The 22,221-nt window shown below is 65.5% G+C and carries 21 protein-coding genes; 10 read left to right on the top strand and 11 right to left on the bottom strand.

Annotated elements, in window-relative coordinates; all coding sequences use genetic code 11:
* Positions 1–324: 324 nt before the first annotated feature.
* The 7 genes from E4L96_RS13175 to puuE all read right to left on the bottom strand — a co-directional run bounded on the left by E4L96_RS13175 (position 325) and on the right by puuE (position 9,970).
* Positions 325–987 carry a PEP-CTERM sorting domain-containing protein gene (locus E4L96_RS13175; protein WP_135207685.1) on the bottom strand — a complete coding sequence of 221 codons (663 nt, stop codon included), beginning with the start codon at positions 985–987 and terminating at the stop codon, positions 325–327.
* A gap of 129 nt (positions 988–1,116) precedes the next feature.
* Positions 1,117–2,631 carry an adenosine deaminase family protein gene (locus tag E4L96_RS13170; protein ID WP_135207684.1) on the bottom strand — a complete coding sequence of 505 codons (1,515 nt, stop codon included), beginning with the start codon at positions 2,629–2,631 and terminating at the stop codon, positions 1,117–1,119.
* 10 nt (positions 2,632–2,641) lie between these two features.
* Positions 2,642–3,946, bottom strand: a complete 1,305-nt coding sequence (gene guaD, locus E4L96_RS13165) for a guanine deaminase (RefSeq protein ID WP_370660745.1) — start codon at positions 3,944–3,946, stop codon at positions 2,642–2,644.
* Positions 3,947–3,976: 30 nt separating this feature from the next.
* Positions 3,977–5,098: a xanthine dehydrogenase accessory protein XdhC gene (gene xdhC / locus E4L96_RS13160; RefSeq protein ID WP_135207682.1), complete on the bottom strand. Its 1,122-nt coding sequence runs from the start codon at positions 5,096–5,098 to the stop codon at positions 3,977–3,979.
* 2 nt (positions 5,099–5,100) lie between these two features.
* Entirely contained in the window at positions 5,101–7,437 is a 2,337-nt protein-coding gene (xdhB, locus tag E4L96_RS13155) for a xanthine dehydrogenase molybdopterin binding subunit (protein WP_135207681.1), read from the bottom strand.
* A gap of 10 nt (positions 7,438–7,447) precedes the next feature.
* Positions 7,448–8,917: a xanthine dehydrogenase small subunit gene (xdhA, locus tag E4L96_RS13150; RefSeq protein WP_135207680.1), complete on the bottom strand. Its 1,470-nt coding sequence runs from the start codon at positions 8,915–8,917 to the stop codon at positions 7,448–7,450.
* A gap of 99 nt (positions 8,918–9,016) precedes the next feature.
* The gene (gene puuE, locus E4L96_RS13145; RefSeq protein ID WP_135207679.1) at positions 9,017–9,970 is read right to left on the bottom strand and encodes an allantoinase PuuE; all 954 of its coding nucleotides are present in this window, start codon (positions 9,968–9,970) and stop codon (positions 9,017–9,019) included.
* 92 nt (positions 9,971–10,062) lie between these two features.
* Between puuE and uraH the strand changes: the two genes are divergently transcribed.
* Both uraH and E4L96_RS13135 read left to right on the top strand, forming a co-directional pair.
* Complete coding sequence (uraH, locus tag E4L96_RS13140) at positions 10,063–10,416, top strand: hydroxyisourate hydrolase (RefSeq protein WP_135207678.1); 354 nt, start codon at positions 10,063–10,065, stop codon at positions 10,414–10,416.
* Between the two features lie 21 nt (positions 10,417–10,437).
* On the top strand, positions 10,438–10,998 hold the full coding sequence (locus tag E4L96_RS13135; protein WP_135207677.1) for an ATP-dependent Clp protease proteolytic subunit: 561 nt from the start codon (positions 10,438–10,440) through the stop codon (positions 10,996–10,998).
* A 7-nt stretch (positions 10,999–11,005) separates the two neighbouring features.
* On the opposite strand, the gene E4L96_RS13130 is transcribed toward E4L96_RS13135, so the two are convergent.
* Positions 11,006–11,662, bottom strand: a complete 657-nt coding sequence (locus E4L96_RS13130; protein WP_220433429.1) for a hypothetical protein — start codon at positions 11,660–11,662, stop codon at positions 11,006–11,008.
* 134 nt (positions 11,663–11,796) lie between these two features.
* Between E4L96_RS13130 and E4L96_RS13125 the strand changes: the two genes are divergently transcribed.
* The 8 genes from E4L96_RS13125 to E4L96_RS13090 all read left to right on the top strand — a co-directional run bounded on the left by E4L96_RS13125 (position 11,797) and on the right by E4L96_RS13090 (position 19,519).
* On the top strand, positions 11,797–13,089 hold the full coding sequence (locus E4L96_RS13125) for an HlyC/CorC family transporter (protein WP_135207676.1): 1,293 nt from the start codon (positions 11,797–11,799) through the stop codon (positions 13,087–13,089).
* A 159-nt stretch (positions 13,090–13,248) separates the two neighbouring features.
* Positions 13,249–14,979: a type IV-A pilus assembly ATPase PilB gene (gene pilB, locus E4L96_RS13120; protein WP_135207675.1), complete on the top strand. Its 1,731-nt coding sequence runs from the start codon at positions 13,249–13,251 to the stop codon at positions 14,977–14,979.
* 17 nt (positions 14,980–14,996) lie between these two features.
* On the top strand, positions 14,997–16,223 hold the full coding sequence (locus E4L96_RS13115) for a type II secretion system F family protein (protein ID WP_135207674.1): 1,227 nt from the start codon (positions 14,997–14,999) through the stop codon (positions 16,221–16,223).
* Positions 16,224–16,270: 47 nt separating this feature from the next.
* Positions 16,271–17,134 (top strand): prepilin peptidase, encoded by an 864-nt coding sequence (locus E4L96_RS13110; RefSeq protein WP_135207673.1) that lies wholly within the window; start codon positions 16,271–16,273, stop codon positions 17,132–17,134.
* A 29-nt stretch (positions 17,135–17,163) separates the two neighbouring features.
* A complete protein-coding gene (coaE, locus tag E4L96_RS13105) occupies positions 17,164–17,802 on the top strand; it encodes a dephospho-CoA kinase (protein ID WP_135207672.1) in 639 nt (212 codons plus the stop codon).
* Between the two features lie 62 nt (positions 17,803–17,864).
* Positions 17,865–18,620: a cell division protein ZapD gene (zapD, locus tag E4L96_RS13100; RefSeq protein ID WP_135207671.1), complete on the top strand. Its 756-nt coding sequence runs from the start codon at positions 17,865–17,867 to the stop codon at positions 18,618–18,620.
* Between the two features lie 31 nt (positions 18,621–18,651).
* Positions 18,652–18,843, top strand: coding sequence for a DNA gyrase inhibitor YacG (gene yacG / locus E4L96_RS13095; protein ID WP_135207670.1), 192 nt, complete (start codon positions 18,652–18,654; stop codon positions 18,841–18,843).
* Between the two features lie 136 nt (positions 18,844–18,979).
* On the top strand, positions 18,980–19,519 hold the full coding sequence (locus E4L96_RS13090) for an REP-associated tyrosine transposase (protein ID WP_135207669.1): 540 nt from the start codon (positions 18,980–18,982) through the stop codon (positions 19,517–19,519).
* 90 nt (positions 19,520–19,609) lie between these two features.
* Here E4L96_RS13090 and E4L96_RS13085 read toward each other — a convergent pair whose 3' ends face one another.
* The 3 genes from E4L96_RS13085 to E4L96_RS13075 are packed head-to-tail and all read right to left on the bottom strand — an operon-like array spanning position 19,610 to position 22,211.
* On the bottom strand, positions 19,610–20,905 hold the full coding sequence (locus tag E4L96_RS13085; RefSeq protein WP_135207668.1) for a D-amino acid dehydrogenase: 1,296 nt from the start codon (positions 20,903–20,905) through the stop codon (positions 19,610–19,612).
* Positions 20,906–20,914: 9 nt separating this feature from the next.
* The gene (locus E4L96_RS13080; protein WP_135207667.1) at positions 20,915–21,343 is read right to left on the bottom strand and encodes an NUDIX domain-containing protein; all 429 of its coding nucleotides are present in this window, start codon (positions 21,341–21,343) and stop codon (positions 20,915–20,917) included.
* Positions 21,336–22,211, bottom strand: coding sequence for an ATP-binding protein (locus E4L96_RS13075; RefSeq protein ID WP_135207666.1), 876 nt, complete (start codon positions 22,209–22,211; stop codon positions 21,336–21,338). Before E4L96_RS13075 ends, E4L96_RS13080 begins: the two co-directional genes overlap by 8 nt.
* Positions 22,212–22,221 lie beyond the last annotated feature (10 nt).

Below are 22,221 nucleotides of genomic sequence, written 5' to 3'. Positions count from 1 at the left end.
CCGATATGTCATCCCCATGACAAAAGTTCATGACGATTGGACAAATATGCATGAGCGACCCACGGATGACAAATTCGATTTCTGTTCGGAATTTATACGACGGCGAAATAAATACCGTGGATCTGGAGGGTTCTGCGAGGGTGGCGGTCTCGGCGGGATTATAAATGAGCCATTTCTCGCTGAAATCCTTTCATCGGGATTTTCAACAAAGGTCGGCGAAGACAGCCATTTGTGTAGCATGAGTGCCACACAGTGAGCTTATTTGCAAGATTTCCAAATAACAAAAGGGCGCCCGCAGGCGCCCTTCCGATAGGAATGCCCAGGTCAGCGGCGGGTGCGGCGGCCCAACATCAGTCCGGCCAGGCCCAAGCCCGACAGCAGCAGCGTGGCCGGCTCCGGCACTTGTACGGCGTTCACGCTGCCATTGACTGCGAAGGCGTAGTTCGGCACGCCGCTGTAGACGGTCCAGCCCTGCCCGGTCGAGGTCGCGTACTTGTGGTCACCCGTGGTGGTGTCCGCCCAGAACACGCTCGGGCCGTTGGTCGAAACATGCAGGCCCATCCAGTAATCGCCTGCCGATAGGGACAGGTCGGCGATGTCGAACGTCAGGGCGTAGATGTTCCACCCTGGGAAATTGCCGAGATCGGCGCCAGTGTCCACATAGCTGCCGGTGACGGTGCCTGACCCCAGCAGCGCGCCCGGCGTGGCGGTACCAGCGAACAGGCTCCATTGGGCGGTGGCTGGCGGCGGGGTGCCGGGCGACGCGGACACGTAGACCGTCAGGCTTTCGATCGTCGCATTGCTGCCGAGGTGAAAATTCTCGGCAACGCTGGACGTACTACATTGGAAGGAACAGGTACCGGTCTGGTTCCCGGTGACGGCATTGCCCGCGAGGATCACCGAGGCGTGGGAGGGGCTGCACAGTGCCAGGGCCAGGGCCCCGGCAACAGCGGTACGGCTGAGAAGTGCGGTTGAACGATCAGACATGTCTATTTTCTCCTTTATGAAATAGGCATGCCCTGTAGAGCAAAAAGCGGACCAGCTACGTAAGATACTGATTTATATCAAAAATACGCCTTATGTCTAAACGTTCCTGTCAAGAAACGCGGCACCCCCTCAGTGGGGGCGCTTTGCCATGGCCGCTTCGAACGTGGCAAAGCGGGCATCCAGCTGCTTGAGCAGGCGCTGCTTGTCGGCCCCGGCCAGGAAGCTGTGGCGAATGCTGTTATAAGACACGCGCTTCACCTCGGCATAGTCCGGCTGGTAGCGGCTGGCCAGCAACACGTATTCATGCGACAAGGTATGGCGGGTCACCCCGGCGTCATCAGTGGAGATCACGTAGGGCACGCCAAACTTGCGGTACAGCGTGATCGGATGGTTGGCGCCGCTCACACCGTTGATGAAGCCGTTGCTGGTGAGGTTGATCTCGACCGCGATGCCCTTGTCCTTCATGGTCTTCATCAGCGTGACCGGATCGGCCTCGTAGGCCAGGTCGATGCCGTGGCCGATACGCGAGGCGCCCGCCACGTCCACGGCCTGCTGGATGTGGAATTTCATCCCTTCCGGCGGCACCATGCCCAGCGACAGCTCGCCCGCGTGCAGGGCCAGCTTCACGTCCGGGTACAGGGCGTGCAGGTACTGGAACATCTTCATGTGCAGGGTGTAGTCGCGCATCGAGATGTACTGCGATTCCTGGCCGACGATGTTCACACCGACGATCAGGCCGCCGCTCTGCTGGGCCGACTTGAACGCGCCCACCATCGACGAGAACACCTGCGACGGCGGCAGCAGGCGCAGAACGTAGGTCTGGTAGCGCATGGTGAAGCGGTCGTCGTCGATGCCGGCGCTGGCGGCCTTCACCTTGTTGACGAAGTCGGTCATGCGGGCCGTGAAGGCCTGATCCTGGTCGAGCGCCGTCTGCATGGCCTTGAACTGGGCCGTGAGCGCGGCGTCGTCCGGCGCCGCCAGCACGGCGGCGTCCCACTGCGCGTCGTCGGCGTTCGGCGGGGCCATCTTGAACATAGTCTCGATATAGGCCACGTTCTCATCGATGGCGCGGCGCTTGAGCACCTGCAGGCCTTCGTTGAAGTTATCGTTGGACACCGGGCCGAAGTAGCCGAAGGTGTCGAAGAAGGTGCGGTCCGGTGGCAGCTGCGGGCCGCTGTGGTTATAGAAGTCCTTGCTGGACCACTTCTGCAGCACCTGGCTCAGGGTGAAGTCGTCGGCCAGCACTTCCTGGGTGCTCAGGCAGGTCTTTTCAGCTGGCTTGAGCGCCTTCTGCGATTCGGCCACGGCCTTGTCGGTCTCGATGCGCAGGCTGATCTTGTTCACGCAGTAACCCATCTTGCCGACCCACTCCAGGTACTGCTCGGCGTAGATGGCGCCCGAGTAGTGGTGGTGCAGGTCGCCGCCCTTGGGCAGCTGGGTCATGAACATGGCCAGCTCGGCCAGCTTCGGCTCCGGGCCCTTGACCAGCGCGGCGTACAGGCGCGCGGTGGCCGCTTCGTTGGCCTTGCTGGCCTTGCTGGACTTGGCAGCGGCCGGGGCGGCGGGCTTGGCGAAGGCGGCAGGCGCCAGCGCGCTGCCCGAGAACGCCGCGGCGATTAGCAGGCTGCAGAAGGTCTTTTGCATGAATGTGCTTTCAGTTGGGACGGCGTTCGTGGACCAGTTGCCCTGCCGCGTAGGAGGCCGCGATGGCGCGGTCGTCCCCCAGCAGCGCCAGCGCGAACAGCAGCTCTTCCAGGCTTTCACGGCGGCCGGTGCGGCGCGCCATCAGCGGCGTGCACTGCGGGTCGAGCACGATGAAGTCCGCTTCGGCGCCCACCGCGAAGCTGCCGATCGTCCCTTCGAGCTGCAGGCTGCGCGCCGCGCCCAGGGTGGCCAGGTAGAACATGCGGATGGCTGGCAGGTAACTGCCTTTCAAGCGCGCTACTTTATAGGCTTCATTCATCGTTTGCAACATTGAGAAGGAGGTCCCGGCGCCCACGTCGGTGGCCAGCGAGAGCGGCACCTTATGGCCATCGGCCTTCTCGAAGTCGAACAGGCCACTGCCCAGGAACAGGTTGGACGTGGGGCAGACGGCGGCGGCCGATCCAGTGGCGGCCATGCGCGCGAAGTCCTCGTCGTCCAGCCAGATGCAGTGGCCGAACACGGCGCGCGGGCGCATCAGTCCGTAGCGGTCGTACACATCCAGGTAGCTGCGGGCCTCGGGGAACAGGGACTTGACCCACTTGCACTCGTCCTGGTTTTCGCTGACGTGGGTCTGGATGAAGGTGTCCGGATAGGCCTGCGCCAGCTCGCCAGTGGCGCGCAATTGCGCCTCGGTGGAGGTCGGGGCGAAGCGCGGGGTGATGGCGTACATGGCGCGGCCACGCTTGTGCCATTTGGCGATCAGGTCTTCGGACGCGCGGATGCCATTGTTCTCGCAGTCGCGCAGGAAATCGGGGCAGTGGCGGTCCATCAGCACTTTGCCGGCCGCCATGCGCAGATTGCGCTGTTCGGCTTTCTCGAAGAATGCGTCCACCGAGTCCTGGTGCACGGTACAGTAGACCAGCGCGGTGGTGGTCCCGCAGCGCAGCAGCTCGTCGAGGAAGAAGTCGGCCACCTCGCGTGCGTGCTCCGGCTCGGCGAAGGCGCGCTCGGTCGGGAAGGTGTAGGTCTCCAGCCAGGGCAGCAAGCCCGGGGCCGGGGACGCGATCATGTCCGTCTGCGGATAGTGGATGTGGGTGTCGATGAAGCCGGGGGTGAGCAGCTTGCCGCGGTAGTCAGTAATAGTGACATCTTGCGGCAGCGTGGGCGCGAGCGTGGCGTAGTCGCCGGCGGCGTGCACCTTGCCGTCCACGATGAGGAGCAGTCCGTCCTCATGGTAGGCGTAGGCGTCGTCCGGCTTCTCGGTGAAGGCCGGATCGGCGTGAAAGTGCAGCAAGCTCGCTCGGTAGGCTTGCATCGTCGATGCTTGGGGCATTGGGAATCTCGGTTAGTTGCGCCGTGAGGCTACCAGTCTTATGGGCGGGGCGCCAGTTTCGAGCGATTGTTCCTGCCGCTCCTGCTCTTCCCACACGGCCAGCAGCTGCGCGGCCACGGAGGCGGCGATGACGGCGGGGAGCTTGCTCTGGATGCCGGGGATGCCGATGGGGCAGACCATGGTGGCGATGGTGTCGTCATTGACGCCGCGCGCGCGCAGGCGGTGTTCGAATTGAGCGCGCTTGGTCTTGGAGCCGATGAGGCCGAACCAGCCGACGTGTGCTCGGCCCAGAATCGCTTCGGTCAGGCGCTGGTCGAGGGCGTGGCTGTGGGTCATGACCAGGTAGGCCGCGCCGGGGGGCGCGGTGGCGACCACGCACTCGGGGGTGTCGGTGGCTTCAATAGTGACGTTGGACGGGACGTCTGCAGGGAACATGTCCTCGCGCTCGTCGACCCAGGTGACGGTGCATGGCAGCTCGGCCAGGGCCCGCACAATGGCCGCGCCCACATGGCCAGCGCCGAACAGCACCAGATGCGCGTGCGGCGGCTCGATGCGGTCGATGAGCCAGCGGCGGCCATCCGGCTCGGTGGCGACGTGCGTTCCCAGCGCCGGATCAAACACCAGCGCGGCGCGCTGCGCATCACCGGCAGAGCGGTCAGCAGAGGGGTCGGGCCCCGGTTCACCCAAAAGGGGCCTGACCCCGGTACCGGAGCCGACGCCTGTGCCCAGTGGCGCCAGCGTTTCGTCGAGCAGGATGGCATCCGGCGCCCTATCGAGGGCGATCAAGCGCCAGGTGGTGACACGCGGACGCGCGCGCAGCACGTCCGCCTGCGCCGCATCGGCGCGCTCGAACGCAAGGTACACGACGCCGCCGCAGCATTGACCGAGACTCGGACCCAGCGCATAGCGTTCATACCGCCGCTGCGCGCCCTCCTCGCCCACGCCCTGCGCCAGCATCTGCCGGGCCAGCGCAATGGCCTTGTGCTCCAGATGCCCGCCACCGATGGTCCCGTACAGCTGCGCCGCGCCCACCAGCATCTTCGCGCCGGGTTCACGCGGGCCCGAGCCCTCGACGGCCGCCACGGTCACCAGCACCGCCGGCCCCGCAGCGACACCTGTCAGCCACTCGTTCATGACTAAGCCTTGTGCGCCGCCTGCGCCTGCACCGCGCAGACAGCCTTGAGGATCTCTTCGCAGGTTGCCGGTGCATTCAGCGGCGGATTGACGGTGTTGTCACCCACCGCCGCCACCGCATCGCGAATCGCAAAGAACACCGAGAACGGCAGCAGCAGCGGCGGCTCACCCACCGCCTTCGAGCGGTGAATCGAATCCGCCACATTGCGGTTCTTGAAGAGCTGCACGCGGAAATCCTCCGGACAGTCCGAAATCGCCGGAATCTTGTAGGTCGACGGCGCATGCGTCATCAGCTTCCCGCCCGCGTTCCACCACAGCTCCTCGGTCGTGAGCCAGCCCATACCCTGGATGAAGGCGCCCTCTACCTGGCCGATGTCGATGGCCGGGTTGAGCGAATTGCCCGCGTCATACAACACGCCCGCACGCAGCAGCTTCCACTCGCCCGTCAGCGTATCGACCACCACCTCGGACACCGCCGCCCCATACGCAAAATACGAGAACGGATTGCCCGTCATGGTCTTCGGGTCCCAGTGCAGGCCAGGGGTCGCGTAGAACCCGTCGGACCACAGCTGCACGCGCGCCAGGTAGGCCTGCTGCACCAGCTGCGGGAAGTCGATCTCCATGCCGTTGACGTACACGATATCGTCCGCGAAGCGCACATCCGCCGCCGCGCCACCATGTTTGGTGGCCGCGAACGCCGCCAGCCGGTCACGAATCTGGCGCGCCGCATCTTGCGCCGCCTTGCCGTTCAGGTCCGCGCCCGTGGATGCCGCCGTGGCCGAGGTGTTGGCCACCTTGCTGGTGTCCGTCGCGCTCACGCGTACGCGCGCGAAATCGACGCCCAGTTCGTGCGCCACGCACTGCATCACCTTGGTGTTGATGCCCTGCCCCATCTCGGTGCCACCGTGATTCACCAGTACGGAGCCATCCACATACACGTGCACCAGCGCGCCCGCCTGGTTCAGGTGCGTCACATTGAAGGCGATGCCGAACTTCACCGGAGTGAGAGCCAGGCCCTTCTTGAGGACCGGGCTGCCCGCGTTGAATTGCGCGATAGCCGTGCGGCGCGCGCGGTATTCGCTCGACTCTTCCAGCTGCGCCACCAGTTCGTGGATCACGTTGTCCACCACGATCTGGCCGTAGGGCGTGACATTGTGGTCCGTCTTGCCGTAGAAATTCAGCTTGCGGATGTCCAGCGCGTCCTTGCCCAGGTTGCGCGCGATGTCGTCGATCACGTACTCGATGGCGATCGCGCCCTGCGGACCGCCGAAGCCGCGGAAAGCGGTGTTGGACTGCGTGTTGGTCTTGCCGCAGGCGGCGCGGATGTCGACATCGGACAGGTAGTAGGTGTTATCGAAGTGGCAGACGGCACGTGTGGCGACGGGGCCCGAGAGGTCCGCCGAGTAGCCGGCGCGCGAGACCATGTCCACCTTGGCGGCGACGATCTTGCCGCTGTCGTCATAACCCACTTCGTACAGGTAGTGGAAGCAGTGGCGCTTGCCGGTAACGAGCATGTCGTCGTCTCGGTCCGCGCGCAGCTTGACCGGGCGCTTGAGCTTATGCGCGGCGATCGCAGAAGCGGCGCACCACAGCGCCGATTGCGACTCCTTGCCGCCGAAGCCCCCGCCCATGCGGCGGCATTCCACCGTGACGTGGTGAGAATGCAGGCCGAGGGCATGCGCGACGACGTGCTGCATTTCGCTCGGGTGCTGGGTCGAGCACTGGACCAGCATGCCACTGCCTTCCTTCGGGATGGCGTAGGCGATCTGGCCTTCGAGGTAGAACTGCTCCTGTCCGCCCACGTGCAGCTCTCCCTGCACCCTGTGCGGCGCGCGCTCGAACGCGGCTTGCGCGTCGCCGCGCGCCAGCTTCATGGGCGGCAGCACGTATGACTGCGCGGCGCGCGCGGCCTGCGGGGTCAGGACGGCGGGCAGCTCGTCATAGTCGACCTTGGCCAGGCGCGCCGCGCGGCGGGCGTTGTCGTGGGTGTCCGCGACCACGACGAACAAGGGCTGGCCGACGTACTGCACCAGGCCATCGGCGAAGATCGGGTCGTCGTGGATGATCGGGCCACAGTCATTGGTGCCAGGGATGTCCCCGGCCGTGTAGACCGCGACCACGCCGCGGCTCGCGCGCACGGCGGTGAGGTCGATGGTGCTGAACTTGGCATGCGCCTTGGCCGAAAGGCCCAGAGCCGCATGCAAGGTGCCCTGGACTTCCAGAATGTCGTCGGTGTAGGTGGCCTGGCCCAGCACGTGCAGCTCGGCCGATTCGTGCTTGCGCGGCAGGCCGACTGCGGTCCAGGCGGCGGCCAGTTCGGGGGCGACGGGATGGTTCATTTCAGGCTCCTCACGCGCGCACGGCGAAAGCATTGACGGCGTCGACGGCCAGCGGCGCATCGGTGCGGGTCTCGTACCAGAAGCGGCGCAACAGGTTCTGGGCGGCCAGCAGGCGGTACTCGCTGGAGGCGCGCATGTCGGTCAGTGGCTGGTAGTCCTGCGCCAGTGCGGCCATCGCGGCGTGCAGCGTCGCCTCGTTCCACGACTGGCCGGTCAGCGCCTGCTCGGCCTGCGCGGCGCGCTTGGGCGTGGCGGCCATACCGCCGAACGCGATGCGGGCCGACGTGACGGTATCGCCATCGAGCGTGAGCGCGAAGGCGGCGCAGACGGCGGAGATATCCTGGTCGAAGCGCTTGGCCAGTTTGTAGGTACGGAACACCGCGCCCAAACCCGCGCGCGGCAGCGGCACGCGTACGGACTGCACGAATTCGTCCGGCTGCAGGTCCTTCTTCTGGTAGCCGAGGTAGAAGTCCTCCAGCGCCAGCACGCGCTCGCCGCGCACGCTGCGCAGCACGACCGAGCTGCCCAGCGCGATCAGCCAGGGCATGGAGTCGCCGATCGGCGAGCCGTTGGCGACGTTGCCGCCCAGGGTGCCCGCATTGCGGATCGGGAGGGAGGCGAAGCGCTGCCACATCTCCTGCAGCTCGCCGTAGTGCCGCACTACGGCGGCGTAGGCGTCGTTCAGCGAGGCGCCGGCGCCGATCTCGAGCATGCCATCGCGCTCGGCGATGGTCTTCAGTTCGTCCACGTGGCCGAGGTAGATCACGTCGCCGAGGTCGCGCATCTGCTTGGTCACCCACAGGCCGACGTCGGTGGACCCGGCCAGCATGGTGGCCGCCGGTTTGTCGGCGCGAACCTGGGCCAGTTCGGCCACGGTGCGCGGGGCGTAGAAATCGTGGGTGCCGCCGGTGTACACGGCCATGCGCTCGCGCTTGAGCGCCTGCAGCTGGGCGGCGACGTCATCCGCGTCGAACTGCGCGGGCGGCAGCTCCACCATGCGTTCGGCCGCGTCGATGATCGGGCGATAGCCGGTGCAGCGGCACAGGTTCCCGGAGAGGGCATCGTCGATCTGGCAGCGGGACGGCTTGGCGCCCTCCTGCTTGAGGTAGAGGCCCCACAGCGACATCACGAAGCCCGGCGTGCAGAAGCCGCATTGCGAACCGTGGCACTCAACCAGCGCCTGCTGCACCGGATGCAGCGCACCGTCGTGTTGCTGCAGGTCCTCGACCGTGAACAAGGCCTTGCCGTCCAGCGTGGGCAGGAACTGGATGCAGGAGTTCACGGCCTGCATCTCGACCTGGCCGTCCTTCAGCGTGCCGACGACCACCGTGCACGCGCCGCAGTCCCCTTCCGCGCAGCCCTCTTTGGTGCCGGTGCAGTGCAGGTCCTCGCGCAGGTGCTGGAGCACGGTGCGCGTGGGCGCTGCGCCATCCACCTGCTGGACGGTGCCGCGGTAATAGAAACGGATCGGTTCGGACATGGTTGCCTCGGTTTTTTCCCAGCGTGGCAGGTTAACATTCCGCCCATCCCTACATATAAGCTTGCGCTGATGTCGGCTATCAGCAGAAAGCCATACCAGTCACTCGACGCACGGGTGGTGCGCGATCCAGTGATTGGCGATATCGATGCGCCGGGTGATCCACACCTGCTCGTGGCTTTGCACGTAGTCCAAGAAGCGCGCCAGCGCGGCCGCGCGTGCCGGGCGGCCCACCAGCCGGCAGTGCAGCCCGATGGAGAGCATTTTAGGCCGGTTCAGGCCGTTGGGGTCGCCTTCCGCGTAGAGCACGTCGAAGGCGTCTTTCAGGTAGTCGAAGAACTGGGTGCCGGAGTTGAAGCCCTGCATGGCGGCGAAGCGCATGTCGTTGGTGTCCAGCGTGTACGGGACGACCAGGTGCGGCCTGGTGTGCAGCACGCCCATCTGGTCGCGGTACTCGACCTTGTCCCAGAACGGCAGGTCGTCGCCGTAATAGTCGGCATCGTAGGTGAAGCCGCCGTGCTCGACCACCAGGCGGCGGGTGTGGGGCGAGTCGCGGCCGGTGTACCAGCCTTGCGGGGCCGCCCCGGTCAGCGCGCGGATGATGTCCACCGCCTCTTTCATGTGGGCGCGCTCGGTGGCCTCGTCCATGTTTTGGTACGAGATCCAGCGCAGGCCGTGGCAGGCGATCTCATGGCCGAGCTCGCGGAAGGCGGCGACCGCTTCCGGGTTGCGCTTGAGCGCCATGGAGACGCCGAACACGGTCAGCGGCAGCTGGCGGTCCTCGAACATGCGCAGCAGGCGCCACAGGCCGGCGCGCGAACCGTACTCGTAGATCGACTCCATGCTCATGTGGCGCATTGGGAAAGCCTGGGCGCCAATGATTTCGGACAGGAAGGTTTCCGAGGCCGGGTCGCCATGCAGCACGCAGTTCTCGCCGCCCTCTTCATAGTTGAGCACGAACTGCAGCGCGACCCGGGCGCCGCCGGGCCAGCGGGCGTGCGGCGGCGTGCGGCCGTAGCCGATGAGGTCGCGCGGGTAGTTGCGGTAGGTGTCCATGGGTCCTCGGATGAAAGGTATATCGGCTATCTTATATGGACAGATGCTCAATCAGAATAAGATTCCGCTGATAAGCACATAAAGGAAAAACCATGGGAAAACTCAGCACGCACGTGCTCGACACCACGCAGGGCAAGCCGGGCGCCGGGGTCAAGGTGGAACTGTACGCCGTCCACGCTGGCGCACGCACGCTGCTCAAGACGGAGACCACCAATGCGGACGGCCGCTGCACTGCGCCGCTGCTGGAAGGCGAGGCGCTGCAGCGCGGCCAGTACGAACTGGTGTTTCACGCCGGCGACTATTTTGCGGCCCAGGGCGTCACCCTGCCCGATCCGCGGTTCGTGGACCGCGTCACGATTGCCTTCGGTGTTGCGAGCAGCGAACAGAACTACCACGTACCATTGGTGGTGACGCCGTGGTCATACTCGACCTATCGGGGGAGCTAATTACTGAACAGGGAGGAGCGCATGTCGTTGCATATTGTTCATTTCATCGGCCCGATCAATCACGGGTCCGTGTGCACGATACGCAACCTCTGCCTGCAGGCGCTGCAGAGCGGCGCGACCAAGCTGGAGCTTCACATGTCCACCGAGGGTGGCAACATGACGGCGGGCTTTGCGCTGTACTTCTTCCTCAAATCCCTTCCCTTGCCGCTATCCACGCACAACATCGGCAGCGTGGAATCGGTCGGCGTGGTGATCTTTCTGGCCGGCGAGAAACGCTACGCTTGCCCGGGCACGCGCTTCCTGGTGCACCCGCTGCACTGGGGCTTCGGCAACCTGGTGGCAGCCGACCATTCTCGCGTGTCCGAATGGCGCGACTGCCTGGACTTCGACGCCGACCGCTACGCCGCCATCTTCGATGAAGCGACGGCATCCGCGCCCAAACCGCAGGATATCCGCCCCAACCTGAACGGCAATGCGCGCCTGTTCACGGCCGAGGAGGCACTCCAGGCGGGCATCGTCCACAGTGTGGCCCAGGCCCGCGTGCCGTCCATGGGCACGACTTCGCACTGGTGGAACGGCTGAGGCGCGCTTACGCCAGCGGCCGGGTGGCCCATTCCGGCGCCGGTTGTGGATCGGGCCGGTCGCCATTGAAGTCGGCCAGCACCACATGGTCATTGGGCTTGCGCCGCCAGATCAGCAGCCCATCGTGCGCGAACACCACCCGGCCGCGCTGGTCCACGCCCGACCAGGGCGCGCCCGGCACTGGCCCGTCCATCACCTGGCGCGGCCTTGAGCCGAAGGCGACCGTGAGCCCCGCCGGCGGATGGTCGGGATGCGCCGCGCACGGAACGCTGGAGGCCAGCACCACCTTGCGGTGGCCTTCGAAGCGTCCGCCCCCACCCCAGGTACTGCGCCACGGCCACAGCGCCAGCGCCGTCAGCCAGGGCGAGCGGCTGACACCGGTCCAGGCCGAGGTGTAGCTGGTCCAGCCGCGCCGGCCCTGGTACACGAAATACAGCAGCAAGCGGCCGTCGGGCGAGAGGTCGCAGCGCTCGGGATAGATGGTGCCGCGGATCCAGGCGCCGGGCTCGAAGCTGTCATGCCGCGTGTCCCAGCGGACCAGCTGGAACCACGCGGACGGACCGCGGGCAAAGATCACTGCCTCGTCCGCCTCGCTGGCGAAGATCACGAACAGGCGGGGATGCAGGCGGGGGCGTGGAGACCCCGGTTCGGCAGGAGTATTCATCGGCGCATGAGGAAGAAGACGGCCCGATTATTCGCTCCGCGCCCTCCGCCTGTAAAGCCGGGCCCGCCTTTCCCGCGCCGGGACCGCTGCCGATTTCAGCTAGAATCCTGTCATCTCCATCTTCCACCGACCCCTTGGAAACCGTTCCTTTATGGGTGCTGATCCTTGCACTCGCCCTCCTGATCCTCTGTTCGGCCTTTTTCGCCATGGCGGAAACGGCCCTGATGGCGGCCAATAAATACCGCCTGCGCCACCAGGCCAAGCGCGGCAGCAAGCAGGCCACCACCACGCTGTGGCTGCTGGAACGCACCGACAAGCTGCTGTCCCTGGTCCTGATCGCCAACACCCTGATCAACGCCATCGCCACCGCGCTGGTGACGGCCATCGCCATCCTGTTCTTCGGCCACGACGAGAGCGTGATCACCATCGCGACCGCCGTGGTGGCCTTCCTGCTGATCGTGTTCGCCGAGATTTCGCCCAAGGTGATCGGCGCCACCTTCCCCGAAGCCATCGCCCTGCCCAGCTCGATGGTGCTCAAGCCCCTGATGAGCCTGGCCAAGCCGGTGATCTGGTTCGTCAACCTGTTCGTGAACGTGGTGCTCAGGCCGCTGCGCATCAAGGGCCGCGACCACAGCCATCAGCACCGCCTGTCGCCCGAGGAGCTGCGCTCGGTGGTACTGGAAGGCAGCACCTTCATTCCACAGAAGCACAAGAGCATCCTGCTCAACCTGTTCGACCTGGAGAAGATCTCGGTCGAGGACATCATGACCCCGCGCGCCCAGATCGAGGCGCTGGACCTGGCCGTGCCGGTGGAACAGATCAAGCAGCAGCTGACCACCTGCTACCACAACAAGCTGCCCGTCTACGAAGGCGAGATCAACCGCATCGTCGGCATCCTGCATGTGCGCAAGGCCATCGCCCTGCTGAACCAGGACGCCGACGAACTGAGCGCTGACCACTTCCGCGAGCTGCTCAGCGAGCCCTACTTCATCCCCGAAGAGACCGGCGTGTTCACCCAGCTCCAGTACTTCCAGGAGAATAAGGAGCGGCTGGGCATCATCGTGGACGAGTACGGTGAGGTGCAGGGCCTGGTGACCCTGGACGACATCATCGAGGAGATGATTGGCGAGTTCACCACCTCCATGCCCGGCACCAGCCGCAGCGAGGCGTTCGGCTGGAACGCCAAGGGCGAATGCCTGCTGGAAGGCTCGACCGCGCTGCGCGACGTCAACAAGGTGCTGGGGCTGGATTTCCCGCTGGACGGACCCAAGACCCTGAACGGCCTGCTGCTCGAACATCTGCAGGACATCCCCGAATATCCGACCGCGCTCCGGCTGCATGGCGTGGTGATCGAAGTCGTGCAAGTTCTCGAACAGTCCATCAAAGTTGTAAAGCTGATTAAGCCCGTTAACAAAAGGCCCATTTAAGCGGCCGATGGCAGATCGTCCACGTGGTATCCAAGCCGCGATTTCCGGCCAAAAGACTTTACAAATCAAAGCCCTGAAGGCATGATCCAAGGCAACTATTTGGGCGGCTGACGGGCCGTCCGCGTTCGTTCGCCCCTTACTCATCAACTCGCGCGCACTATGGCAGCAGTCCTCCCCAGCACCACGCCCGGCACCCAGCTGCCCGGGCTGGCGCGCGCGCTCCTGCAGGCCGGGCGCCTGAACGGACCGCAGATCGACACGGTGATCAAGAAGTCGGTGGCCGAGAAGGTCCCCTTCATCGACGCCCTGCTGGGCGCCGGCCTGATCGACGCCAGGTCGCTGGCCGCGTTCTGCGCCGACACCTTCGGCTACCCGATGCTGGACCTGTCCGCGCTGGCGCTCGACTTCCTGCCGCAGAAGGCCATCGACGCCAAGCTGATGCAGGCGCAGCGCGTGATCGCCCTGGCCAAGCGCGGCAACAAGATGTCGGTGGCGATTTCCGACCCCACCAACATCGCCGCGCTGGACCAGATCAAGTTCCAGAGCGAGAGCTCGGTGGAGCCGGTGGTGGTGCCGCACGACGCGCTGCTGCAGCTGCTGGCGGCGCTGAACAAGAGTGCCGAGCAAAGCATCTCCGACCTGGTCGGCGACGCCGACGACATCCAGTTCGCCGAAGAGGAAGCGCAGCCCGATACCGCGGCCGAAGGCGCCAACGAGATCGAAGACGCGCCGATCGTCAAGTTCCTCAACAAGATCCTGCTGGATGCGCTGAACATGGGCGCCTCCGACATCCATTTCGAGCCTTTCGAGAAGTTCTACCGCATCCGTGTGCGCGTGGACGGGGTGCTGCGCGAGCACGCCCAGCCCCCGGTGGCGATCCGCGAAAAGCTGGTCTCGCGCATCAAGGTGCTGGCCAAGCTGGATATCTCCGAGAAGCGGGTGCCGCAGGACGGCCGCATGCGGCTGGTGGTCTCGCCCACCAAGACCATCGACTTCCGCGTCTCCACCCTGCCCACGCTGTTCGGCGAGAAGACCGTGATGCGTATTCTGGACGCCAGCTCGGCCACCCTCGGCATCGACGCCTTGGGCTACGAGGCGCGCCAGAAGGAGCTGCTGCTCGAAGCGATCCACCGCCCGTACGGCATGGTGCTGGTGACCGGCCCCACGGGTTCCGGTAAGACGGTGTCGCTGTACACCTGCTTGAACATCCTGAATAAACCGGGCATCAACATCTCGACCGCGGAAGACCCGGCCGAGATCAACCTCCCCGGCATCAACCAGGTCAACGTGAACGACCGCGCGGGCCTGACTTTCTCGGCCGCGCTGAAGTCCTTCCTGCGCCAGGACCCGGACATCATCATGGTCGGCGAGATCCGCGACCTGGACACCGCCGACATCGCGATCAAGGCCGCGCAGACCGGCCACATGGTGTTCTCCACGCTGCACACCAACGATGCACCGTCCACCCTCACGCGTTTGATGAACATGGGCGTGGCGCCCTTCAACATCGCCTCGTCCGTCATCATGATCACGGCGCAGCGCCTGGCGCGCCGCCTGTGCGGCCAGTGCAAGGCGCCGCTCGAGATCGAGCGCAGTGCGCTGCTGCAGGCGGGCTTCAAGGAAGCCGAGGTGGATGGCTCGTGGAAGCCGTATGGCCCGGTGGGGTGCGAGCGCTGCAACGGCCTCGGTTACAAGGGCCGGGTGGGCATCTACCAGATCATGCCGATCACGCCCGCCATCGAAAAGCTGATCCTCGAACAGGGCAACGCGATGCAGATCGCCGCGCAGGCCGAGCTGGAGGGCGTGAATTCGCTGCGCCGGTCGGGCCTCATGAAGGTCATGCAGGGCCTCACCAGCCTCGAAGAAGTCCTCGGCTGCACCAACGAATAGAGTTACATGGGAAGCATATGGCTACGACAAGCGTAAAAGCCGGCGCCGGCGTCAAGGAACAGGTCTACGCCTGGGAAGGCAAGGACAAATCCGGCAAGACCGTCAAGGGCGAGCTGCGCGCCGGGGGCGAGGCCATCGTCAACGTGACGCTGCGCCGCCAGGGCATCATGGTCACCAAGGTCAAGAAGAAGGCCTACCGCAGCGGCAAGAAGGTGACCGACAAGGACATCACGATGTTCACCCGCCAGCTGGCCACCATGATGAAGGCCGGCGTGCCGCTGCTGCAGTCCTTCGACATCGTCGGCAAGGGCCACGCCAATCCGTCGATGGCGAAGCTGATCATGGACCTGCGCGGCGACATCGAGACCGGTACCTCGCTGAATAACGCCTTCCGCAAGTACCCGCTGTACTTCGACCCGCTGTTCTGCAACCTGGTGGGCGCGGGCGAGCAGGCCGGTATTCTCGAGGACCTGCTGACCCGTCTCGCGATCTACAAAGAGAAGACCCTGGCCATCAAGGCCAAGATCAAGTCCGCCCTCACCTACCCGATCGCGGTGCTGTCGGTGGCCTTCATCGTCACCGCCGTCATCATGATCTGGGTGGTCCCGGCCTTCAAGAGCGTGTTCGAAAGCTTTGGCGCCGACCTGCCGGCACCGACGGTGTTCGTGATGAACATGTCCGCCTTTTTCGTGCAGTGGTGGTACCTGATCTTCGGCGGCCTGTTTGCGGGACTGTACTTCTTCTTCCAGTCGTGGCGGCGCTCGACCGTCATGCAGCGGCGCATGGACCTCCTGATGCTCAAGCTGCCCATCTTCGGTGAGGTGATCCGCAAGGCCACCATTGCCCGCTGGACCCGGACCCTGGCCACCATGTTCGCGGCCGGCGTGCCGCTGGTGGAGGCGCTCGACTCGGTGGGCGGCGCTTCGGGCAATGCGCTGTACGTGGAGGCGACCAAGAAGATCCAGACCGAGGTGTCGACCGGTACCTCGCTGACCGTCTCGATGCAGAACGCGAACGTGTTCCCGTCCATCGTCACCCAGATGGTGGCGATTGGCGAGGAGTCCGGCGCGCTCGACTCGATGCTGGGCAAGGTGGCCGACTTCTTCGAGGAGGAGGTGGACGAAGCCGTGTCCGCTCTGTCCTCCCTGATGGAGCCGCTGATCATGGCGATCCTGGGCGTGCTGATCGGCGGCCTGGTGGTGGCCATGTACCTGCCGATCTTCAAACTGGGCGCGGTGGTGTAAGGCGTCGTTTATACTGCGCGCCACCTCATCAACATTATCGGAGTCGCATGGAGTCTCTCCTGTTCGCCGCACCGGGCTTCCTGCCGGCCGCCATCGTGGCCGGCATCTTCGGCCTGCTGATCGGCAGCTTCCTGAACGTCGTCATCCACCGGCTGCCGAAGATGATGCAGCGCGACTCCGACAACTACGTGGCCCACGAAAGCGGCAAGGAACTGCCGCACCAGGACACGTACAACCTCATGACGCCGCGCTCCGCGTGCCCGCACTGCGGCCACAAGATCTCGGCGCTGGAAAACATCCCCGTCCTCAGCTGGCTGATCCTGCGCGGCAAGTGCAGCGAGTGCGGGGCCCGGATCTCGGCGCGCTACCCGCTGGTGGAACTGGCCACCGGCCTGCTGTCCGCCCTGCTGGTGTGGACCTTCGGCTCCGGCGTGGTGGGCCTGGCAACCCTGGTGTTCCTGTACCTCCTGATTGCGATGACCTTCATCGACGCCGACACCCAGCTGCTGCCGGACGACCTCACCTATCCGCTGCTGTGGGCCGGGCTGCTGGTCAACCTGAATGGCGCCATCGTCCCGCTGAAGGACGCGGTGATCGGCGCGGCCGCGGGCTACCTGGTGCTGTGGTCCGTCTACTGGCTGTTCAAGCTCGCGACCAAGAAGGAAGGCATGGGCTATGGTGACTTCAAGCTGCTGGCGGCGCTCGGCGCCTGGCTGGGCTGGACCATGCTCCCGGTGATCATCCTGCTGTCGTCCGTGGTGGGCGCGGTGGTCGGGATTTCTCTGATCCTGTTCGCACGGCGCGGCCGGGACAAGCCGATTCCCTTCGGTCCCTACCTCGCTGCGGCGGGTCTGATCGCCCTCCTCTACGGGCATCCACTGTCCCAGTTCACGCAGAGCTTCACGGGCTGACCTTCTTCTGACCGCGCCGGCCTACAACAATGAACAAGAACGACGGCACAGCATTCACGGTGGGACTCACCGGCGGCATCGGCAGCGGCAAGTCGCTGGTGGCCGACATGCTGGGGGAACGGGGTGCCAGCATCGTCGACACCGACGCCATCGCCCATGCGATGACGGCCCCGCACGGGCCGGCCATGGGCGCCATATCCGCTTCCTTCGGCCCCGAATACGTCGCGGCCGACGGCTCCCTGGACCGGGCCCGCATGCGGACCCTCGTGTTTTCCGATGCCGGCGCCAAGCAGCGTCTGGAAGCCATCCTCCATCCCATGATCCGCGCGGCGGCCCATGCCGCGGCGGCGGCGGCCACCGGGCCGTACGTGGTGTTCGTGGTGCCGCTGCTGGTGGAGTCGGGGGGGTGGAAGGAGCGCGTGGACCGGGTGCTGGTGGTGGACTGCCCGGAGGAGGTGCAGATCGCCCGCGTCATTGCCCGCAACGGCCTGCCGCCGGCCCAGGTGCGGGCCATCCTCGCGGCCCAGGCCAGCCGGGAGCAGCGCCTCGCGGCGGCGGACGACGTCATTACCAACGACGGGCCGCGGGAGGCGCTGGCGCCGCTGGTGGACGCCCTGCATGGGCGCTATCTGGCTTTGGCGGGGCGCGCACAGAGGGAGCGTTTGTAATTTTGCGTCGCTTGGTTCAGAATCACGGGGTCTTGTCCGGCTATTAAAACAGGGATGTCATTTTGATCGTCTACGAATACCCTTTCAACGAGCGCATACGCACGTTGTTGCGGCTGGAGGACCTGTACGAGAAATTCAAGTTCTTTGTGCATCAGGAGCACCCGATGCAGCACCACGTGGCGCTGGCCACGATCTTCGACATGCTCGAGGTGGCGGGGCGGGCCGACTTGAAGTCGGACCTGCTGCAGGAGCTGGAGCGGCAGAAGCAAAGCCTGCTCGCGTTCCGCTCCAATCCCAACGTCGCCAGCGACGTGGTCGACGCGGTGCTGGGGGAGCTGGAGAGCGTCTCCGCCAACCTGGTAGCGGCGCAGGGCAAGACCGGGCAGAACGTGCGCGACAACGAATGGCTGATGAGCATCCGCGGGCGCACCATCATTCCAGGCGGCGCGTGCGAGTTCGACCTGCCGTCGTACCACGCGTGGCAGCGGCGCTCGGCCGAACAGCGCTACGCCGACATCATGGGCTGGTTCGGGCCGCTGGCGCCGCTGTTCGATGCGCTGGCACTGGTGCTGCGGCTGCTGCGCGAGTCCGGCACGCCGGTCAAGATGATCGCGGTGGCCGGGAGCTACCAGCAGATGCTGCAGGGGAAGGTGTACCAGATGCTGCGGCTGACGGTGGACGAGCGGCAGGGAGCGATTCCCGAGATCTCGGCCAATAAATACATGCTGTGGGTGCGTTTCACCACCCAGGGCGGCGACCTGAAACCCAAGGCGCTGGAGGAAGATGTACCATTCGACCTCACCCTGTGTAATTTTTGAGTTTGCGTTTTGAGTGTGTGAGTTGGTTGCGATGCCCACGATAGTCAGTTGTCCCACCTGCGGCGCCAAGGTCGAGTGGACCGAGAAGAGCCGCTACCGCCCGTTCTGTTCCGAGCGCTGCCAGCAAATCGACCTGGGCGCCTGGGCCGAAGAGAAGTACACCATCCCCGGCGGCCCGCCGGACGACCCCCTGGCCGATCCCGACGCCGATCCCGCGCCCTGAGCCGGCCTCGTCCGTTCGCCCCACACCTCCGGGGTCAGGCCTGGCTCCCCTCTCGGGGTCAGACCCCATCAAATTTTCGGGAACCATAGGTAGCACGCGCCGTCCAAGCCTGAGTTAACCCAACCAGGAGGACATCATGGCCAGACGCAACCGCATTCAATTTCCCGGCGCCATCTACCACGTCACGTCCCGCGGGGACCGCCAGGAGCCTATTTTTAATGACGAGCACGACCGTTCAATGATGTTGGACGTGCTCGCCGCGACAGTCGAACGCTACAAGATCAGCGTGCTGTCGTACTGCCTGATGGGAAACCACTACCACTTCGTGCTGAGTACGCCCGAGGCCAACCTGGCGCAGGCGATGCACTATTTGAACGGGGTCTACACGCAGAAGTACAACCGGCGCCATGGCACGTGCGGCCACGTGTTTCAGGGGCGCTATTACGCCAACCTGGTGGATCGGGACGAGTATCTGATCGCGGCCTGCCGCTATGTCGAGCTCAACCCCGTGCGGGCTTGCCTCGTGCAACAGCCTGAGGAATGGACTTGGAGCAGCTATCGCGCGCACATGGGCCTCAGCAACCGGCCAGCCTGGCTCAGCCATGGCCTCCACTATCTGCCCACCTCAGCCGAGACAAGCGCCCAGCCGGAGGCCGAAATCATATCCGTGCCGTAATGCCGAAGTAGCGCATTCCGCTACCGGGGTCAGGCCCCGGTTGTGGGGGGGGCCTGACCCCGGCGGGGGAGCGGCAGGCCTGACCCCGGTTCAGGCGGTGATGTTGGCGGGCACGTGCAGGGGGCGGGTGTTGGCGCGGTAGCGGTCCATGAACAGGCCGTCGAGGCTGATCTCGGGCTGGCGGCCGGACAGCATGTCGGCCAGCACGCGGCCGGAACCGCACGCCATGGTCCAGCCCAGGGTGCCATGGCCGGTATTCAGGAACAGGTTACGGTACGGCGTGGGGCCGACCACCGGCGTGCCGTCCGGCGTCATCGGCCGCAGGCCGCACCAGAACGTGGCCTTGGACGTGTCGCCACCCAGCGGAAACAGATCGTTCACCGAATGCTCCAGCGTCTCGCGCCGCGCCGGCCGCAGCGTCAGGTCGTAGCCCGCCAGCTCCGCCGTGCCGCCCACGCGGATCCGGTCGCCCAGGCGCGTGATCGCGACCTTGTAGGTCTCATCCATCACCGTCGATTCGGGCGCGCCTGCGGCATCCGTGATCGGCACCGTGATCGAGTAGCCCTTCACCGGGTACACCGGGATCTTGATCCCGAGCTCGCGCAGCATCAGCGGCGAGTAGCTGCCCAGCGCCAGCACGTAGCTATCCGCCCTGTGCTCGCCCGCGGACGTCACCACGCCCGTGATCCGGTCGCCCTCATACTTCACGCGCTGGATCGTGACGCCCGCCACAAACTTGACACCCAGCGCGGCCGCCATCTCCGCCAGCCGCTGCGTGAAGATGAAGCAGTCGCCCGTCTCGTCGCCCGGCAGCCGCAGGCCGCCCACGATCTTGTCCTGCACCCGCGCCAGCGCCGGCTCGGCGCGCGTGCAGCCCGCCGCATCCAGCACCTCATACGGCACGCCGTATTCCTTCAGCACCGCGATGTCGCCCGCCGCGCCATCGAGCTGCTTCTGCGTGCGGAACACCTGCAGCGTGCCCTGCGCGCGGTCGTCGTAGGCGATGCCGGTGTCCCGCCGCAGCTGGATCAGCACATCGCGCGAGTACTCGGCCAGCCGTACCATGCGGCCCTTGTTGATCTCATAGCTCTTCTGGTTGCAGTTGGCGAGCATGGAAAACATCCAGCGCCACTGCGCCGGATCGAGCGACGGCCGCACCACCAGCGGCGAATGCTTCATCGTCAGCCACTTGACGGCCTTCGCCGGCACGCCCGGCCCGGCCCACGGCGATGCGTAGCCCGGCGAGACCTCGCCCGCATTCGCGAAGCTGGTCTCCAGGCCCGCACCCGGCTGGCGGTCGATGACGGTGACTTCATGCCCGGCCTTGGCCAGGTAGTACGCGGTCGTGGTGCCGATGACACCACTGCCAAGAACGATAACTTTCACAGCGGTCCTTCAGGTAGTTTTGGATTCGTGCGGCCCGTAGCGCAGCGCGTCGAGCCATCTAATCAGTGGAATGGTGGCCGGCAGCAGCGGCTCGACGCCGACGGTGCCCTGCCACGCGAACGCCTGCCCTTCCAGGCTTTGCGGCTCGCCGCGCCAGGCGCGCGCGATGAAGAAGTGCAGCCGCACGTGCGCATGCTCGTACACATGCTCCACGCCGCACCATTCCTCGGCCTCGGTGATCTCGACCCCGAGCTCTTCGACGAATTCGCGCTTGAGCGCCGCGAGGATGGCTTCATCCGGCTCCACTTTCCCGCCCGGGAATTCCCAGTAGCCCGCATAGGGCTTGCCCTCGGGCCGCTGGCCGAGCAGCACATCGCCGTTGGGCTTCATCAGGATGCCGACGGCGACATCGATCGGACGGGCGGACACCTCACGCATCGGGAAGCCTGCCCGCATGGGCCTTCGCGAACTGCCACGCCACGCGCCCCGAGCGCGAGCCGCGCTGCAGGGCCCAGCGCAAGGCGTCCGCTCGTGCCGCCTCGATCTGCGCGTCATCGCAGCCAAAGCTGCGCAGCCAGTGCGCGGCGATGTCGAGATAGTCGTCCTGCTTGAAGGGATAGAACGAGAGCCACAGCCCGAAGCGTTCGGACAGCGAGATCTTTTCCTCCACCGTTTCGCCAGGGTGCAGATCGCCGTCGTCGTCGTGCGTGGTGCCCGCGTTATCGCTCATCTTCTCGGGCATGAGGTGGCGCCGGTTCGAGGTCGCGTAGATCAGCACATTGTCCGACTGCGCGGAGATCGAGCCGTCCAGCGCAACCTTCAAGGCCTTGTATCCGCCCTCGCCTTCCTCGAACGACAGGTCGTCGCAGAAGATCACGAAGCGCTCCTTGCGTCCCGCGACCAGGTCGACGATGTCCGGCAGGTCCGCCAAGTCGGCCTTGTCCACCTCGATCAGCCGCAGGCCCTGGTCCGCGAACGCATTCAGGCAGGCCTTGATCAGCGAGGACTTCCCGGTCCCGCGCGCACCCGTGAGCAGCACGTTATTGGCCGGGCGGCCCTGCACGAACTGGCGCGTGTTCTGCTCGATCGCAGCCTTCTGCGCGGCGATGTTGTGGAGGTCGTCGAGCCGGATTTGCGCCACATGCGCGACTGGCTGCAGCCAGCTCGCGCCTCCACTCGCGCGCTTGCGCCAGCGGAAGGCAAAGCTGCGCTGCCAGTCCGGCTCGCGCGGTGGCTGCGGCAGCACGGCTTCCACGCGCGCCAGCACCGCTTCCGCGCGGGCGATCAGCTGTTCCAGGGGCGTCATGCGGTACAGC

Origin of the sequence: Zemynaea arenosa (assembly GCF_004614185.1) — a bacterium.
Taxonomy (GTDB): Bacteria; Pseudomonadota; Gammaproteobacteria; order Burkholderiales; family Burkholderiaceae_D; genus Telluria; species Telluria arenosa.
Note: the sequence above shows the minus strand (reverse complement) of the source record. Positions and strands in the feature narration are given on the sequence as shown.

Coding starts and splice junctions, on each gene's coding strand:
- E4L96_RS13090 (WP_135207669.1), top strand. CDS start 18,980: ATGGCCAGACGCAACCGCATTCAATTTCCCGGCGCCATCTACCACGTC.
- guaD (WP_370660745.1), bottom strand. CDS start 3,946: ATGCAAGCCTACCGAGCGAGCTTGCTGCACTTTCACGCCGATCCGGCC.
- E4L96_RS13130 (WP_220433429.1), bottom strand. CDS start 11,662: ATGAATACTCCTGCCGAACCGGGGTCTCCACGCCCCCGCCTGCATCCC.
- E4L96_RS13170 (WP_135207684.1), bottom strand. CDS start 2,631: ATGCAAAAGACCTTCTGCAGCCTGCTAATCGCCGCGGCGTTCTCGGGC.
- E4L96_RS13135 (WP_135207677.1), top strand. CDS start 10,438: ATGTCGTTGCATATTGTTCATTTCATCGGCCCGATCAATCACGGGTCC.
- pilB (WP_135207675.1), top strand. CDS start 13,249: ATGGCAGCAGTCCTCCCCAGCACCACGCCCGGCACCCAGCTGCCCGGG.
- yacG (WP_135207670.1), top strand. CDS start 18,652: ATGCCCACGATAGTCAGTTGTCCCACCTGCGGCGCCAAGGTCGAGTGG.
- E4L96_RS13080 (WP_135207667.1), bottom strand. CDS start 21,343: ATGCGTGAGGTGTCCGCCCGTCCGATCGATGTCGCCGTCGGCATCCTG.
- xdhC (WP_135207682.1), bottom strand. CDS start 5,098: ATGAACGAGTGGCTGACAGGTGTCGCTGCGGGGCCGGCGGTGCTGGTG.
- E4L96_RS13115 (WP_135207674.1), top strand. CDS start 14,997: ATGGCTACGACAAGCGTAAAAGCCGGCGCCGGCGTCAAGGAACAGGTC.
- puuE (WP_135207679.1), bottom strand. CDS start 9,970: ATGGACACCTACCGCAACTACCCGCGCGACCTCATCGGCTACGGCCGC.
- E4L96_RS13175 (WP_135207685.1), bottom strand. CDS start 987: ATGTCTGATCGTTCAACCGCACTTCTCAGCCGTACCGCTGTTGCCGGG.
- uraH (WP_135207678.1), top strand. CDS start 10,063: ATGGGAAAACTCAGCACGCACGTGCTCGACACCACGCAGGGCAAGCCG.
- coaE (WP_135207672.1), top strand. CDS start 17,164: ATGAACAAGAACGACGGCACAGCATTCACGGTGGGACTCACCGGCGGC.
- xdhB (WP_135207681.1), bottom strand. CDS start 7,437: ATGAACCATCCCGTCGCCCCCGAACTGGCCGCCGCCTGGACCGCAGTC.
- E4L96_RS13075 (WP_135207666.1), bottom strand. CDS start 22,211: ATGACGCCCCTGGAACAGCTGATCGCCCGCGCGGAAGCGGTGCTGGCG.
- xdhA (WP_135207680.1), bottom strand. CDS start 8,917: ATGTCCGAACCGATCCGTTTCTATTACCGCGGCACCGTCCAGCAGGTG.
- E4L96_RS13110 (WP_135207673.1), top strand. CDS start 16,271: ATGGAGTCTCTCCTGTTCGCCGCACCGGGCTTCCTGCCGGCCGCCATC.